General features: G+C 72.9%; 8 protein-coding genes. 7 read left to right on the forward strand and 1 reads right to left on the reverse strand.

Annotation, left to right across the window (positions count from 1 at the left end; all coding sequences use genetic code 11):
* Positions 1-1,694: 1,694 nt before the first annotated feature.
* From QSK30_RS12675 to QSK30_RS12690, 4 genes are all read left to right on the forward strand, one after another.
* A complete protein-coding gene (locus QSK30_RS12675; RefSeq protein WP_285502499.1) occupies positions 1,695-5,927 on the forward strand; it encodes a hypothetical protein in 4,233 nt (1,410 codons plus the stop codon).
* Positions 5,928-5,952: 25 nt separating this feature from the next.
* Positions 5,953-6,618 (forward strand): hypothetical protein, encoded by a 666-nt coding sequence (locus tag QSK30_RS12680; RefSeq protein WP_285502501.1) that lies wholly within the window; start codon positions 5,953-5,955, stop codon positions 6,616-6,618.
* Positions 6,603-9,635 (forward strand): AAA family ATPase, encoded by a 3,033-nt coding sequence (locus QSK30_RS12685; protein WP_285502503.1) that lies wholly within the window; start codon positions 6,603-6,605, stop codon positions 9,633-9,635. The genes QSK30_RS12680 and QSK30_RS12685 overlap by 16 nt, the downstream gene beginning before the upstream one ends.
* Before the next feature lie 92 nt (positions 9,636-9,727).
* Positions 9,728-10,261 (forward strand): ricin-type beta-trefoil lectin domain protein, encoded by a 534-nt coding sequence (locus tag QSK30_RS12690; RefSeq protein ID WP_285502504.1) that lies wholly within the window; start codon positions 9,728-9,730, stop codon positions 10,259-10,261.
* A gap of 39 nt (positions 10,262-10,300) precedes the next feature.
* Here QSK30_RS12690 and QSK30_RS12695 read toward each other — a convergent pair whose 3' ends face one another.
* Positions 10,301-12,526 (reverse strand): Hsp70 family protein, encoded by a 2,226-nt coding sequence (locus tag QSK30_RS12695; RefSeq protein ID WP_285502505.1) that lies wholly within the window; start codon positions 12,524-12,526, stop codon positions 10,301-10,303.
* A gap of 93 nt (positions 12,527-12,619) precedes the next feature.
* On the opposite strand from QSK30_RS12695, the gene QSK30_RS12700 reads away from it, so the two are divergent.
* From QSK30_RS12700 to QSK30_RS12710, 3 genes are read left to right on the forward strand one after another with little or no spacing between them, the layout of a single operon-like run.
* Positions 12,620-13,138, forward strand: a complete 519-nt coding sequence (locus QSK30_RS12700) for a histidine kinase (RefSeq protein WP_285502506.1) — start codon at positions 12,620-12,622, stop codon at positions 13,136-13,138.
* Positions 13,129-13,791 (forward strand): response regulator transcription factor, encoded by a 663-nt coding sequence (locus QSK30_RS12705; protein ID WP_285502507.1) that lies wholly within the window; start codon positions 13,129-13,131, stop codon positions 13,789-13,791. The genes QSK30_RS12700 and QSK30_RS12705 overlap by 10 nt, the downstream gene beginning before the upstream one ends.
* A gap of 2 nt (positions 13,792-13,793) precedes the next feature.
* A complete protein-coding gene (locus QSK30_RS12710; protein ID WP_285502509.1) occupies positions 13,794-15,587 on the forward strand; it encodes a hypothetical protein in 1,794 nt (597 codons plus the stop codon).
* Positions 15,588-15,710: the final 123 nt, after the last annotated feature.

Below are 15,710 nucleotides of genomic sequence, written 5' to 3' on the forward strand. Positions count from 1 at the left end.
ACCAGCACCCGATCCCGCACCCAAGTCGCCCGCCCAGCACCCGACAACGTCACCCGCCCAGCACCGACAACGCGCCCAATGCACGCCCACCCCCACTACGCGTTCGACAGCCGTTCACTAGGTGCGCGGGGCAACATCCGCGCAGTCCACCGACGGGCGTTCCCAGGGGACTGCATCGGCGTCAGATGTGCGGTCCGCCAGCGGGCATCTCAGGAGGGGGCCTGCGCAGGCACCTGGCGGTGACCGCGCCAGGGGTCTTCGCGGTTCCCGACGCCCGGTCGGGCGCCCGCGTGATGGCGGCGATCGAGGTGGCGGCGGGCACCGACTTCGCCGATCTGGACCTGCCCCCGTTCCTGGCCGGTCAGGACGACCTCAGCCCCCGCCGATGTGCGGCGTGGTCGGTCCGGCCGGCATGCGGTCCGGCCCGTGCGGGCGCGATCGGTGCGCGAGGTTCTCGATGCGCGACGTGGTCGGTTCGCAGGCGATTGGTGTGCGGCATGGTCGGAGTAACCGGTGCGCGCGCTCGGGCGCGACACGATCGGTGCGCGGCGCGACTGGTGTGCGGGGCGCCGGTCTGGTCTGTGTGGGTCGCGGCCCGGTCTGCGCGTGGGTGCTGGACTCTCTCGGTTCCGAGGCTGGACTTTTCGGCTCTGGATAGGTCGTCGGTGTTGCCTGTGGGTTGTCACTCGAACGAGCTATGTGGACAGGGAACTTGCACGTGTGTTCGATTCGTTGCGTGAGAGGAGGTGCGGCGCGGGGAGCTCGGACTTGTCCCTCAGCCCAGGGCCGACACCGCCTTGATCCCTCGCTCTTGGCGAATAGGGCAGCTCCGACGTGGCCGATGTCGAATACGGCAGCCCCGACGTGGCCGATGTCGAATAGGGCAGCTCCGACGTGGCCGAGGTCACCGGTCCGGCACCAGCCGTGCCGGACCCGATCCGCGTCGGCGGACCGGCCAGGCCGCACACGACCACCCCGCATGCCTGCCGGGCCGGCCACCCGGCACGCCGACCACCACTCACACTCGCTGGGCGAAGACCCATTGCCGACCGGACCAGCGCCCCACTTGCCGACTGGTTCGGCCACCCACCTCCCGACCCGACCGGCGCCAACGGTGCTGACCAGACCGGGCTCCCGACCGTGCCGACCGATCGGTGCCTGACTCTGCTGACCGGAACTCTGCTGACCGGACCGATGCCCAGCCTTGCCGACCGGACCGGCGCCCAGCCTGGCCAGTCCGATCGGTACCTGGCCGTGCTGGCCAGACCGGCACCCAACACTTCCGACCCGACGGGTCTGTGCCCGATCCTGCCGACCAGACCGGCGCCCAACCCTGCCGACCAGACCGGCGCCCAACCCTGCCGATCGGACCGGCGCCCAACCCTTGCCGACCCGACCGGGCACCCAGCCCTGCCGATCGGACCGGCGCCCAACCCTCGCGACCCGACCGGGCACCCAACCCTGCCGATGGGACCGGCGCCCAACCGCGCCGACCCACCGGCGCCGGGCGCCCGACACGCCGACCGGGCGGCCACTCGTGTGCCAGCGACCTACCCCCTGCCCGTCCCTGCCCACCCAACACCCCTTCCATGCGCGGATCGCCCTGTGCGACTGGGGAAAGAACGCCATCCGATCCTCGGTGAACCATCTGGTGCTCGCCGGCCGTGACAGGGGTGAGTGGAGAGGAGGGCATCGTGGACGTCACGGTGGAGCGGACGGGGCACGCACTGTTGCTGCGCGAGCCCGGCGCGGACGAGCAGGCCGCTGCCTTCGCCGCGGCGTTGGCTCCGGAGCGGCACCGGACCGCCGTGGTGGTGGCGCCGTCGGCGGCGGCGGCGTTGGCCCGGTTGGACCCGTGGCTGATCGCCGACCTCGACGAGCACGTGTCCACCGGCGTCCGGCTCTTCGACCAGGCGGGTACCTCGGTCGGTGAGGTCCCACTGGCCCGCAGGCTGGCCGATCGGCTCGGCGTCGAGGTCGTCGCCCCCGACGGTGAGCTGCTGCCGCTGGCCGCCGGTCACACGTTCGTGGCGGGCCCGGACGCGGGCTGGGTGTCCCACGGCGGCAAGACCGATCGGCGGCGCACCGGTAGGCGGTTCCCGGAGCCGTGGTGGCAACCGCACTTGCCCGCTGAGTTGCCTACTGGGGTGCGGGAGATTCCGCTGGGCCTGTGGATCCGGGCCGCGGGCGGGCCCGATCGCGCGGTCGATCCGATCCTCGACGCCCTCCCCGACCCCGACCGCCCAACCCTGGTGGCGGGCGCCCCAGGCGAGCCCGCGCCGTCGCCGTTGGCGGTGGCGGCACTGCTCCGCTCGTTCCCCGCCGACGTCCGCGACGGCGTCGTGCTCACCTGCTACGGCACCGACCTGGCCCAACTCGTCGCCGACGCGCTGGGGAGTACGGTCCGCGCCCTGCACGGCGTGCCCATCGACCAGGGACTCCCGGTTGACGACGCGTTCACCCCCGGCACTCCCGGCCCGACGTGGCTCGACAGCGAGGGCACACCGCGGTGGCGGCCGTTCGCGGTGGAGAGCGTCTACCGCCCCGGCCACGCGCCCGTCCTGGACCGGTGGGTCGCGCCGGTCCCGACCATGACCCTGCTCGCCCCCGCCCGGTACCGCCTGGCACCGGGCTGGTCCCTCGACGTGATCGCCCGCGGCCTGCTCGCCCGCCCCGACGCGCACCCGGTCGAGCCCGCGTGGCTCACCCAGACCACGGACCACCCCGAGCTCGTCCTGGCCGCCCCGGTCCCCGACACCGTCCACGCGGCGCTGGTGGCCGTCACCGCGGGGTTGCCCTCGGCCACCCGGGAGCTGCTGCGGATCACCCCGGCGACCCCGTCGGCCGCGGCCTCCGCCGCCAGACTTCGCACCGCCGAACGACTCCCGGCCGCGAGATCGTCCGATGTGGACACACCCACCATCGTGCTGACCCGTTCCCAACTGTCCCGCGCCATCGCGGAGCCGCGGAGCACACCCCAGCCGCCCCACGTCCAAGGCGCGACTCCGACGGCCAACCCCGTCGGCACGCTCACCGCCGTGGCAGCCTCCAGCGCGGGCGCCACTTTCAGCTCCGCCGCTCCCAACTCCCACGCCATCTCGGCCCACGCCAACCCCGCCGTCGTTCCCGCGAACGCGGCCGACTCCACCCCCGTCCCCGTGACCGGGGTGGACTTCGACCCGGTCGTCGACTCCCGCGAGTCCTCGGCGCCCGCAGGCTCCTCCGCGAGCGTGGCGGGCTCCAGCCCGCACGGACTCCCCGTGAACGCCAACCCCGATCGCTTTCCAGCAATCGCGGTCGATGTCAACCCGACCGGCTTCGTCGTCGGCGGGGATGTCGACCTCGGGCAAGCGAGCACCACCACAGACGCCAGAGTGGCCGCTGGACCCGCTCCCGCCGACTTCCTGGCCGCGCCCGGTTCAGGTGCCATCCCAAGCTCCCCGGCGGACCTGACCTGGAGCGCCCAGTGGTCTCCGATGGACAACACCCCCGCCGCGCTGCCCAACTCGACCAGGCCGGGTGCGCCCACGGCACAGGTCCTCTCGCAGTGGGCGCCCAAGCCCCCGAGTGCTTCCCCCGCAGTTAGCGGACCTACCGTCCGGGGCGCACTCGGCAGTGCTCCGACGAATGGTGCCGCAGCTACCTCGCCCTGGGCGCCTGCCGTGAAGTCCGCCCCCACCGCTGCCGGTGGTGGCCCGACCGCCGCACCGTGGCTTCAGGTTGCCGACGCTTCCGCTCCTGTCACAAGGAAAGCCGTGCACGAGAGCGGTGACCCCGGTGGCGGCCAGAACACGCCCAAGGGCAAACGCAGGCTGAAGCGCGTCCTTGCGGCCGTGCTCCGCCCCGCCCAGCCCACCGAAGAGGCGTCCACCGCCGGATCCCGGGCTAAGCGGGAAGGCGATCCGCGACCCACGCCATCCGGCCTCACCCCGAACAGCGGCCCGAACGGCACCCCGAACTCGGCACCGGACAGCGCTTCGAACGGCACCCCGAACTGGAGTCCGACCAGCGCTCCCAACGGTGCTCCGACCCGGGGACCGGAGAGAGCTTCAAACGGGTTCCCGAACTGGGGCCCGGAGAGCGCCTCGAACTGGGGTTCGAACAGCGCCCAGAACGCTGCGCCAAAACGGAGTCCGGACAGCGCTTCGAATGGTGCCCCGAACTGGGGATCGAACGGCGGGCCGAGCCGGGTGTCGAACGGCACTCCGCACGGCCTCCAGAACGGCGCTCCGAACAGTGCGTCGAACGGTATGCCGAACCAGTTGTCGAACGGCGCCGGCGCCTCGAACCACACTCCGAACTGGGTTTCCAACAGCGGATCGAACGGCCCACTGAACGGCGCGCCCAACTGGGGCTCCCACCCCGCGCCGAACGGTGTCCCGAGTTGGGGTTCGAGTGGCGCTTCCCACGGTGTCGCCAACGCCGCTCCGAACGGCTGGTCTGCCACCGGTCCGCAGGGCACCCCGCGTCCCTTCCCCTACGCGGCGCAGCCCTCTCCTTCGAACGTGGGTCAGCACCCGTTGGCCCCCAGCAGGCAGGCGCCGCAATGGGGTGGCTCACAGGGCGGACATCCCGCTGCCTTCGTGCCGCCCGTGCAGGGGCCCGCTGTGGCGGAGAACGCCCCCACTGTCGCGCTGCGCAGAGCCCCCGGAGTCGTCCCATCCGCACTGTCCGATGAGGACACTCCGACCACGGTGCTGCAGTCCACCCCGGTTGCCCCGCCGAGTTCGGTGACCGCTCCCGAAGACCAGACCCCGGTGGCGGTCGACCCACTGCCCACCCCCGCGGCCGCCCTTGGCATCAGCGCCGTCCTGGCTCCGGACTCCACCACTCCGCAGCCCGCCGCCACTCCGCCGACGGTCGACACCGCGCCGAACCAGACGGGGACGACACCCGCCCCCACCGGCCCGCGGAGCCCGATTCCGTTCTTGCCCCAGACCACGACCGCCCCCACCCCCGCGCAGACGATCCCGGGCCCGGCGCCGACCGCGCTCCAGAGCACGACCGCACCCGCCCCGCAGGCACGGCTCCCGCTGACGATCCCGAGCCACACCCCGGCACCCGAAGCGCGGATCGCCGCCCCGACCCCCGCGATGGCCCCCGCAGCGCCCCAGGCCCCGCTGCCCAGCGCTCTCCCGTTGACCACCACCGCGTTGACCACCACCGCCAAGTCCGCCGTCCCGACTCCGCTCCTCGCCGAGCACGAGCACGAGCACGAGCAGGACCGAGACCAGGGCCAGGACCAGACCCGGACGCCCGCGACCGTCGAGACCCCGGAGCCGGTCGTCGTGGTGGCCGCGGACGCCACCAGTTCCGACGCGCAGCGGCGGGCCGTTCGGGCGAAGTTGGGGACCCGCTACGACTCCGCCACTCAGGCCGTCGTCCGGCTGCTCGCCGAGCGGCCCGGGTTGCGGGCGGCGGGCACCGATCACGCCGCCATGCTCACCGAGTTGGCCGTCGTGCGGGTGTATGCAGAGAACCCCGGCAGCTACGACGCCGCCTTCCAGACGTGCCTCTCCGCCGGGCTGCGCAGGCTGCCCACCGCGCGCGGTGTGGTGGTGCGCGGGGCGGCACGCATCGAGCACGTCGAAGGTGCCGTGGTCACCCTGACCGCGCCGATGCTGGCCGTGACCACTGTCGGCGCCGCCGTGCCCGGACCGGTCGAGCTGTTGATCTGGACCACCACCGCGCGCAGGCTTGAGGGGCTGCTCGACCACGACCGGGCCGCCGACGTCGTGCTCCCCGCGCACACCGCGCTGCGGGTGCTCGCCGTTGAGGGCAATCGCCTCCTGCTCGCCGAGGTCGGCGCCCCGGTCGAGCGCGCGCTGACCAACCTGCGGGCCGCGGCCACCGCGCGCGCCGCCGCTGAGGTCCCCAGCCAGGAAACCGACCCCGCGCGCTGGTTCGGCGCGCTCCCCGCAGCCTGAGACTGCCCGAGCACCGGAGACGACGATGACCGACCACACCCTGCTGCTCGGCCTCGCGGGCCGCGTGCCGGACGGCTGGCTCGCGCTCGCCCGGGCCACGGTCGCCCGAGGTGACCACGGCCGCTTCCGCGAGCTGTGCGCCGCGCTGGCCCGCACCGGCCTGGTCACCGTGACCTGGGCCGAGGCGCCGCACTTCCCCGGCGCCCCGGTGCGCGACGCGGCGCACGCCCACCACGACTTCGACGCCCCCGAGGCCGACGACCACCCCGCCGCCGAACTGGCCGCCGCGACCGACGGGGTCAACGCCCTGTGGCGCGCTCGCCGGGACGGCGCCGACACCGTCTACCTCTCGCAGGCCGAACCCGGCACTGACTTGGCCGACCTGGCCGCCGCGCTGCAGCACGCGCTGGGTGCCCCGGTCGAGGTCTTCGACGTGGCCACCGAGCTGCCCGCCTACCACCGCGCCGCGCTGGCCGCGGCCCGCCTCGTCTGGGCCGACTGGGTCGTCGAGACCCCGGCCCGGCGGTTGGTGGCGGTGCCGCCGGTCGACGACCGCCAGGCGCTGCTGGACTTCCTCGGTGGCCGCGACTGCGGGCCCACCCCCGCCAGAACGTCCACATTGGACCGCCACCGCGTGCGCGCGGCATCGGCGGCCGCGAACCAGGAGGTCCCGTTGTGGCAGGCAGGCTGAGTGGGGTGCGCTCCGTGCTCGGGGTCTCGGCGACCGAGCCGGAGTGCTTCCGCACCATCAACGACGCGATCGCCGCGGCCGCCGACGGTGACGTGGTCTCGGTGCGGCCCGGGGTGTACCGCGAGTCGGTCGTCATCGAGCGCGAGATCACCCTCTCCGGCGCCGGCGCGGCGGGGGAGGTGCGCATCGAGGCCAGCGGCGATCCCGCCCTGCGGCTCTCCGCCGAGCACGCCGCGGTCTCCGGGATCGTGCTGGCGCACCGCGACGGCGAGGCGGCGGTCGACCTGCGCGCGGGCACGCTGCGGATGGACGAGTGCACGGTGGCCGCCGAGTCCGGGGTCGCGGTGGCGGTGCGCGGCGGTACCGAGCTGTTCGCCCGCGACTGCGTGGTCACCAACCCCGGCGGCGCGGGCGTGCTGGTCTTCGACGGCGGCGGCGCCGAACTGCGCGGCACGCGGTTGAACGGCATCGCCACCACCGCGGTCGTCGCCCGCACCGGTGGCGCGCCCCGACTCCTCGACTGCGTGATCTCCGAGGCGGCGGGCGCGGTCCTGGCCGCGGACAACGCGGGCGGCTCCGTGCGCGACTGCCGGATCGAGCGGATCAGCGGGCCGGGCATCGTGGTGGAAGAGCGCAGTACCCTGGCCGTATCCGGCACCATACTGTCCGATGTGGAGGGTGTTACCCTGTTGGTGGGGGCCGATTCCAGCCCGACCATGCTGGACTGCGTGATCGAGCGGCCCGGTGCCCAGGCGATCGTGCTGGTGCAGGGCGGCACCGCCCTGATCGAGCGCACGGTCGTGCGCGGCGCGCGCGGGCACGGTCTGCACGTGCTCGACTCCTCCAGCGGCGAGCTCATCGACTGCTCGTTCGAGGACTCCGGGCACGACGCGGTGCTGGCGGGCGGAGCGGCCTCGGTGCGGCTGACCCGGTTGAAGGTGACCGGTGGCGCGGGCTCCGCGGTGATCGCCGAGGACGCCGCCGAGGTGAGCATCACCGAGCCGGTGGTCTCCCGCACCCGCGGCGCGGCGCTGGTCGCCCGCGGCAACGCGCGGTTGCGAGTGGACGGTGGCACCATCCGCGAGTGCACGACCGGCGCGGTGTGGGAGGGCGGCGCGGCGGGTGAGCTCACCGGCTGCGTCATCGAGAACAATCTCGGCGACGGCGTCGTCCTGCGCTCGCACGAGCCGGTCGACATCCGCGGCTGCCGGATCGAACGCAACCAGGGCAGGAACATCCGGGACGACTCCGGCGTGTCCACAGTGGAGGAACTGGTTGTCGCCCCCGTCGAGTCGGAGCGGCCCGGCGAGCCCGAGGCAGGCACTGGCGACGTCGCGGAACTGCTGGCGGACCTGAACAAGCTCGTCGGCCTGGACGGCGTCAAGCGCGAGGTCGAGACCCTGGTGCGGTTGCACCAGATGGCCGAGCGGCGCGCCGCCGCCGGGCTGCCGTCGCCGCCGCTGGGCAGGCACCTGGTGTTCACCGGGTCACCGGGTACCGGCAAGACGACGATCGCCCGCACCTACGGGAAGATCCTCACCGCGCTCGGCGTGCTGCGCACCGGGCAGCTGGTCGAGGTGGCCCGCGCCGACCTGGTGGCCGCGGTGATCGGCGGCACGGCGCTCAAGACGGCCGAGAAGTTCGAGGAGGCGATGGGCGGCGTGCTGTTCATCGACGAGGCGTACACGCTCTCCGCGGGCTCCGGCGGCACCGGCCCGGACTTCGGCCGGGAGGCGATCGACACCCTGGTGAAGCTGATGGAGGACCACCGCGACGACGTGGTGGTGATCGTCGCGGGCTACACCAACGACATGCGGGCCTTCATGGCCGCGAACCCGGGCCTGTCGTCCCGGTTCACCCGCACCATCGAGTTCGCCGACTACTCCGCGCCCGAGCTGGTGACCATTGTGGAGGGTCTGTGCCGGGCGCACGACTACCGGCTGGAGTTCGAGACCCGCGCCGCGGTGCACGCCTACTTCACCAAGCTGCCAAGGGACGCCTCGTTCGGCAACGGCCGCACCGCGCGCAAGGTGTTCGAGGAGATGGTCGGCCGCCAGGCCTACCGGCTGGCCGAGGACCTCGACGCCGACGCGGTCGCGCTGACCAGGCTGATGCCCGAGGACCTCGGCCCGCTGCCCGGCAGCGGCGTCGGCGCGGGCGCCGGGCGGGTGGACGAGGAACAGGTCGAGCGCATGCTCGACGACCTGCGCGGCCTCGTCGGCCTGGACGACGTCAAGCGCGAGGTGGCGAGCATGGTCGACCTGCTCGCCTCCGCACGGCAGCGGCAGGAGGCCAACCTGCCGGTGCCGTCGCTGAGCAGGCACCTGATCTTCGCCGGCCCGCCCGGAACCGGAAAGACCACAGTGGCAAGGCTTTACGGTTCGGTGCTGGCCGCGATGGGCGTGCTGGCGCAGGGCCAGGTGGTCGAGGTCAGCCGCGCCGACCTGGTGGGCGAGTACATCGGCCACACCGCCAAGCGCACCACCGAGTGCTTTGACCGCGCCCGAGGCGGCGTGCTGTTCATCGACGAGGCCTACACGCTGTCCTCCTCGGCGGGCAACGGCACCGACTTCGGCCGCGAGGCGATCGACACCCTGGTGAAGCTGATGGAGGACCACCGCGACGAGGTCGTGGTGATCGCCGCGGGCTACGCCACCGAGATGTCCGGCTTCCTGGCGGCCAACCCGGGCCTGTCCTCGCGCTTCTCCCACCACGTCAACTTCGCCAACTACACCGCCGACGAGCTGGTGACCATTGTCAGCCAGCACGCCACCAAGATCGGCTACGAGTGCACCGCCCCCACGGTCGCGGCGCTGCGCACGCACTTCCTGGCCATCCCGCGCACCGGCTCCTTCGGCAACGGCCGCTACGCCCGCCAGGTCCTCGACGAGGCCGTGACCCGGCACGCCCGCCGGATGCGCGCGATCCCGTCCCCGACGATCACCGAGCTGTGCGCGCTGCTGCCCGCCGACATCCCGGCCGCCAGCACCAGCGGTTTGCCGCCGGGACAGGGGTGATCGATGCGCTCGTCTGGAGTAGTTACGGATCGACGTCGACAGGTTACGGTCCAATTAAGGCTGGAATGACCTAGTCGACTGGGGAAATACAAATGAAGAGTTCGCTCAAGAGAGCACTTTCCCTCCTGGGCTTGGTGGTGGTCGCCCTGGGGAGCGGTCTCACCGCGCCCGCTTCCGCATCCGCCAAGCTAGCACCGCTGGCAGGCCCGAACATCTTCAAGAGCGCGGGCAGTGGCTTCTCGCAATGCATGGACCTGGGTTCCTATGCGACATACACGCAGGTGACCCTGTACCCGTGCAATATGTACGCAAGTAGCCAGAAGATCTACGAGTCCGGTGGTGTGCTCACCAGTGTGGGCAGTGGGTACACCAAGTGCTTCGACGTCGGTTCCTATGTCGCGAACACCCCGGTGACGTTGTACCCGTGCAACGGATCCATCAGTCAGAAGTGGGGCAAGCGCGGTATCTACAACGACCAGATCTACAGCATCGGCGCGGGCGCGTCCCCGTGGATGTGCATGGACCTCGGGTCTTACGCCACCTATACGCCGGTCAAGCTGTACCCGTGCAGCAACGTCGAGAGCCAGTCGTGGTCTGCTCCCTTTGAACCGACGCCGCTGGCCTGAGAAGCGGGCGGCTGTCCGGGTGTGCTGCCCGGACAGCCGTCACGCGCCGGTGTTCAGCACCGTCACCGAGTCGCCCAGGGCGTTGCTGACGAAGGTTTCCTGGCCGTCCGGGCTCACCGCGATCGACCACGGTTCCTTGCCCACCGGCACCGTCGCGGTGACCGCGTTCGTCCCGGTGTCCACAACGGACACCGTGCCGTCCGCGTTGTTGGCCACGTAGAGGTGTTTGCCGTCCGGCGCGCTGGTGACCGCCAGCGGGTGGCCGCCGACCGGGACGGTCGCGGTGACCTTCAGCGTCTCGGTGTCGATGACCGACACCGAGTTCGCGTCGTAGTTCGCCGTGTACGCGTGCTTGCCGTCCGGGGTCAGCGCGATGGCCAGCGAGCTGTTGCCCACCCGCACCGAGCCGAGGATCTTGCTGGACTCGGCGTCGATGGCGGTCACCTGGCTGGAGTCGATGCTCACCACGTAGAGCCGCTTGCCCGCGCCGTCGACCGCCACGCCGCGCGGGCCGGGTGGGACCTGGGAGAACGTGGCCGACGTGCGCGCCGCCGGGTCGACCGCCAGCACCAGCGAGCTCTCCTGGTCGGGCACGAACAGCCGCTTGCCGTCGGGGGTGATCGCGGGCACGAACATCCGGTTGCCCGCGGGCACCGTCCCGACGATCTGGTCCAGCGTCGTGTCGATCACCGCGACCGCGTTGCCCGGGCCGAGCAGGGTGACGAACGCGCGCCCCTTGCCCACCGCGATGTACTGCGGCGGCGCCGGTGTGGTGATCGTCTGCACGATCCGGCGGGACGCGCGGTCGATCACCGAGATCGTGTTGGACACGCTGCTGGGCACGTAGACCTTGCTGCCGTCCGGGGTCACCCCGACGCCCTGCGGCCGCTTGCCGGTGCCGGTGATCGTGTCCGCGACGGTGGGCACCGCCACGCTCGCGACCGGTCCGCTCGGCTTGGCCGCCGCGTTCGCCGACACCTGCGGGCCGGGCGTGCCGCCGGTGTCACCGCCGCTGGTCGCGATCGCCACGACGCCGCCGCCGACGATCACCGCGGCCGCCACCACCGCGGGCACCACCAGCTTGCGCCGCCGGACCGCCGGGGGAGCGGCGACCGGCGCGGGCGCGGGCGGGGGGACGACCGGACGCGCGCGCTCGAGCCGCTTGGCCGCGATGGCCGCGGCTCCTAACGCGACGGTGAACTTCGGGTGAAGACCTGCCCGCACCGGGCGGCCGAACGCCTCCGAGACGACCTGGCCCACCAACGGGATCCGCGACGAGCCGCCCGCGAGCAGCACCGCGGCGAGGTCGCGCGGGGTGAGCCCGGCCGAGGCGATCGTGCGGTGCAGCGACTCGGTGGTCAGCTCGACCGACGGGCGGATCATGTCGTTGAACGCCAGCCGGGTGACCACGACCTCGCGGTCGCCACCGGGCAGCGCGGCCCGGATCGTCACGTCCGGCTCGACCGAGAGCTCCTCCTTGGCCCGCACGCAGGCCTGCCGCACCGAGGCGAGCACTGCCGCGCCGTCCGGGTCGGCGGGGTCCAACCCGCTCAGCGCGCCGCCGAGGGCGTCGTCGACGTGGGCGAAGAGCGCCTCGTCGAAGTCCATGCCGCCCAGGCGTTCGATGCCCTCCGGGGTGCCGACGATCTCCATGCCACTGTCCTGCGCGCGCAGGATGGTGGTGTCGAACGTGCCGCCGCCCAGGTCGTAGACCGCCACCAGCTCGCCGGCGCCCAGCCTGCGCTCGGCCGCGTAGTGCGTCGCCGCCGCCTCCGGCTCGGTCACGATGACCGCGCCCGCCAGCCCGGTCAGCCGCGGCACCTCGTCGAAGTGCTCGCGCCGGTACGGCCCCCACACCGCCGGGCAGGTGAGCACGATCGACTCCGGCGCCGACCCGGCGGACTTCTCCACCCTGGTCAGGACCTCGCGCAGCTGCGCGGCGAGCAGGGCGGCGGGGGAGAAGGCGGCACCGCCGACGACCAGCGGTGTCGGGTCGCCCAGCCTGCGCTTGAACCCGCGGGCCACCCGCTGCGGCGCGTCCCCGCTCGCGTCCACCGCGGCGTCGCCGGTGAGCAGGGTCCCGTCCGCGGCGGCGAAGACGACCGACGGCTCGACGACCCCGTCGCGTCCCAGCGGGACCATGGTGGTCCCGGTGTCGCCGACGACGGCGGCCCCGGTGAAGGTGGTGCCGAGGTCGATGCCGAGGCCGTAGCCCATGAAGTTCTCCCAGTGCCGCGGAAAATGCGCCTGCTCCCGGTACCTCACTCTATCGGGATCTCCATCCGGTAGGGATATCCCTACCCCCGCGGAGGGTCACCCCCGTTGCCCCTTCGTGACCTGAGGAGCCACGATAGGGCGATGATCGGGATCACGCGCTGGTGGCGACGCAGGCGTGCCGGAACGCCGGTGCGGCTGCGCCCGGTCGACCCGGCGACCTGCGAGCTGCGCCGCGGCCTCGAGCGCGACCTCAACGACGGGCCCGCGCAGCGGGTGGCCGCGCTGTCGGTGGAGCTAGGGTTGCTCTCCGTGGACCTCACCGATCCCGCGCTGACCGGGCGGATCGCCGGCCTGCAGTGCGCGCTGGACACCGTCCTGGCCGAACTGCGCGAGATCGGCGGCGCCCTCTACCCGCCCGTGCTCACCAGCGACGGCTTCGGCCCCGCCCTGCACGCCGTCGCCGAGCGCCGCGGCGTGGCCCTGGCCGTGCGCGGCGAGGCGCGCGAGGGCTACGACGTCGACACCCAGGCCGCCGCCTGCCTCGCCGTCGCCGACCACCTGCGGTCCGTGCCGCCGGAGACCCGGGTCGGCGTGCGGGTCAGCCGCGGCCTCGGCTCGATGCGGGTGCACGTCACCGAGGAGCGCGCCACGTGCGGGTAGCCATCGCCGACGACGGGGCGCTGTTCCGCGAGGGCCTGGTCATGCTGCTGCGCGCGGCCGGGCACGAGGTCGTCGCCTCGGTCTCCGACGGCGACCAGCTGGTCGCCTCGGTGTCGGCCGACCCGGTCGACGTGGCCATCCTGGACATCCGGATGCCCCCCGAGCCCGACGGCGGCCTGACCACCGCCGAGCGGGTGCGCGCGCTGCGGCCGGAAACCGGTCTGCTGCTGCTGTCGCACTACGCCGAGACGCACTACCTGATGCGGGTGCTGGAGATCGGCACCGAGGGCATCGGCTACCGGCTCAAGGAGCGGGTGGCGGGCGTGCAGGTGCTCGACGACACGCTCACCCGGATCGCCGCGGGGGAGATCGTCATCGAGCCTTCGCTGGCCAAGCGGCTGGTGGAACGCCCGGCGAGCGGCGACGGGCCGGTGGCGGCGCTGACCGAGCGCGAGCACGACGTGCTGCGGCTGATGGCCGAGGGGCGCACCAACAACGCCATCGCCAAGGAGCTGTTCATCTCCGCCAAGGCCGTGGAGAAGCACATCGCGGCGATCTTCACCAAGCTCGGCCTGCCCGGCGACCCGACGGTGAACCACCGCCGGGTGCTCGCGGTGCTGGCCTACCTGCGGGCCCGCCGGATCGACGGGTAGCCGTGCGCAGGCGTTCCCCGGCCGGGCACACGGTGCGCGCGCTGGTGCGCTCGGTGGCCGAGGAGACCGGTCACGACGCGGCGTTCCTGGTCGACGACGAGGTGCACGCGTGGCCCGCCGACGCCGCGGTCGAGCCGGAATCCGGTGTGGTGGAAGAGGTTCCAGGCGGCGGAGTGCTCGTGGTCGCGGGTGCGGTCGACCGCGCGGTGCTGCGCCGGGCAGCCGCGCGCATCGCGGTGGCGGTCGCGGGCGAGCGGTTGACCGCCGAGCGCGACCGGCTCGCCGAGCGCGCCGACGGGCTCACCGAGGACGTGCGGGTGGCCCGCGACCGGTTGTCGCGGGTGCGCGAACTGGAGCGGCGCAGGTTGGTCGGCGCGCTCACCGCCTTCACCACCAGGGAGTTCGCGGACCTGCGTGAGCTGCTGGAACCGTTGGCGCTGGACGACTTCCGGGTCACGCTGGACGAGGTCATCGACCGGTTCCGCAAGGTGGTGCGTGGCGTGCACCCGGCGATGCTGCCCGAACGCGGCCCGGCGGCGGCGTTGGGGGAGCTGGCGGCCGACGTGGCGCGGCCGTTCCGGTTCGAGGGCGACCTGGGCAGGCGGGTCGGGTGGGAGGTCGAGTCCGGGCTCTACCACGCCGCGGCCGCGGTGGTGGCGCAGCTGGCCGAAAGCGCTGCCGCGCAAGCGGTCCGGGTCCGTCTGTCCCGTTCGGACGGTGCGCTGCGGGTGCGGTTCACCGACGCCGGATCGGGCCTGACCGACGTGGAGCTGCGCGCGGCGCTGGCCGACGACGCCGAACGGCTGGCCGCCTTCGGTGGCACGCTGACGACCTCGGTGACCGCGGGCGTCGCCGAGGTGCGGATCCTGTTGCCGGAGCGGCTCGACGAGCCGGCCGACGGGTCCGAAGTGGACATACCGAGCACGTTGCTCGCCCGGGTGCGGGCCCTGGTCGCGGCCGGGGCGCGCGGTTCGGGGGAGTGGGACGCGCAGGCCGAACGGCTGGACCGGCCGCCGGTGGTGGCGGTGGTGGGGGAGTCGGGGACGGCTGAGGTGGTGGTGGCGCTGACCGGCGTCGACCTCCCCGGCAGGGGTTCTGCGACCGCCACCTGGTACGAGCACGCTCCCGTGCGCGACGTGCCGGTCGGGCCAGCTGCTACGGAGCCGGACGCGGTGGTCCGGCTGCCGGTGCCGATCTTGCGTCACCTCACCTTGGTCGATGTGCCGCAGTGCCCTGACAGCACGATGATCGCGCCGGGTGGGCCGCTCGCCGACGTCGATGTGGTGCTGCTCCTCGACTCCGACAACGACTTCCGCCGCGCCGCGCGGTCTGCTCCCCGACGGGTGGACGTGCTGACTCCGGACGCCGACGTTGAGTCCCAGCTGCGCGGGCGGGTGGTCGCTCGCGCTGATCTCTATGCTGCCCGCGCTGTCTTGGCTGCCGTGCGCACGTTGCCCGCTGACTCTGCGGTTTCCCGGCTGCGCGACCAGGTTCTGGCCGACGCGCACGAACTTGCCGAGCTTGACGTGCTGGGCGATCTGGAGACTGGTGTGCTCACGCTGCATGCCAACCAGGACAGGGCGTTTCGCCTGCTCGGGGCTCGCGGCCGCACGGCGCACGAACGTTTGGCGCTGCCCGCTAGTGCCACCTCGGCGGAAGTGGTGGCGGCGGCTGTTGCGGCGGCGGCGGATTGGCGTGACCGCGCTGCTAGCCCTGCGACTGGCTCGCGTGAACGGGACGCTTGTCAGGTGTTGGTGCGGACGTGTGAGGGTTTGGCGACTACGCCGCAGGACTAGGGCCTGTATCGAAGTCGATCAGAGCCATTCGTTGATCGCGGCGACATAGACGGTGGCTTCGTAGCGCACGGCCAGCTTGTCGTACCGGGTGGCCACGGCACGGTGGCGTTTGAGCCGGTTGAT

The organism is Actinokineospora sp. NBRC 105648 (genome assembly GCF_030269645.1).
Classification (GTDB): domain Bacteria; phylum Actinomycetota; class Actinomycetes; order Mycobacteriales; family Pseudonocardiaceae; genus Actinokineospora.

Excerpts from the sequence above, each read along its gene's own strand:
- QSK30_RS12700 (WP_285502506.1), top strand. The coding sequence starts at position 12,620 with ATGATCGGGATCACGCGCTGGTGGCGACGCAGGCGTGCCGGAACGCCG.
- QSK30_RS12690 (WP_285502504.1), top strand. The coding sequence starts at position 9,728 with ATGAAGAGTTCGCTCAAGAGAGCACTTTCCCTCCTGGGCTTGGTGGTG.
- QSK30_RS12680 (WP_285502501.1), top strand. The coding sequence starts at position 5,953 with ATGACCGACCACACCCTGCTGCTCGGCCTCGCGGGCCGCGTGCCGGAC.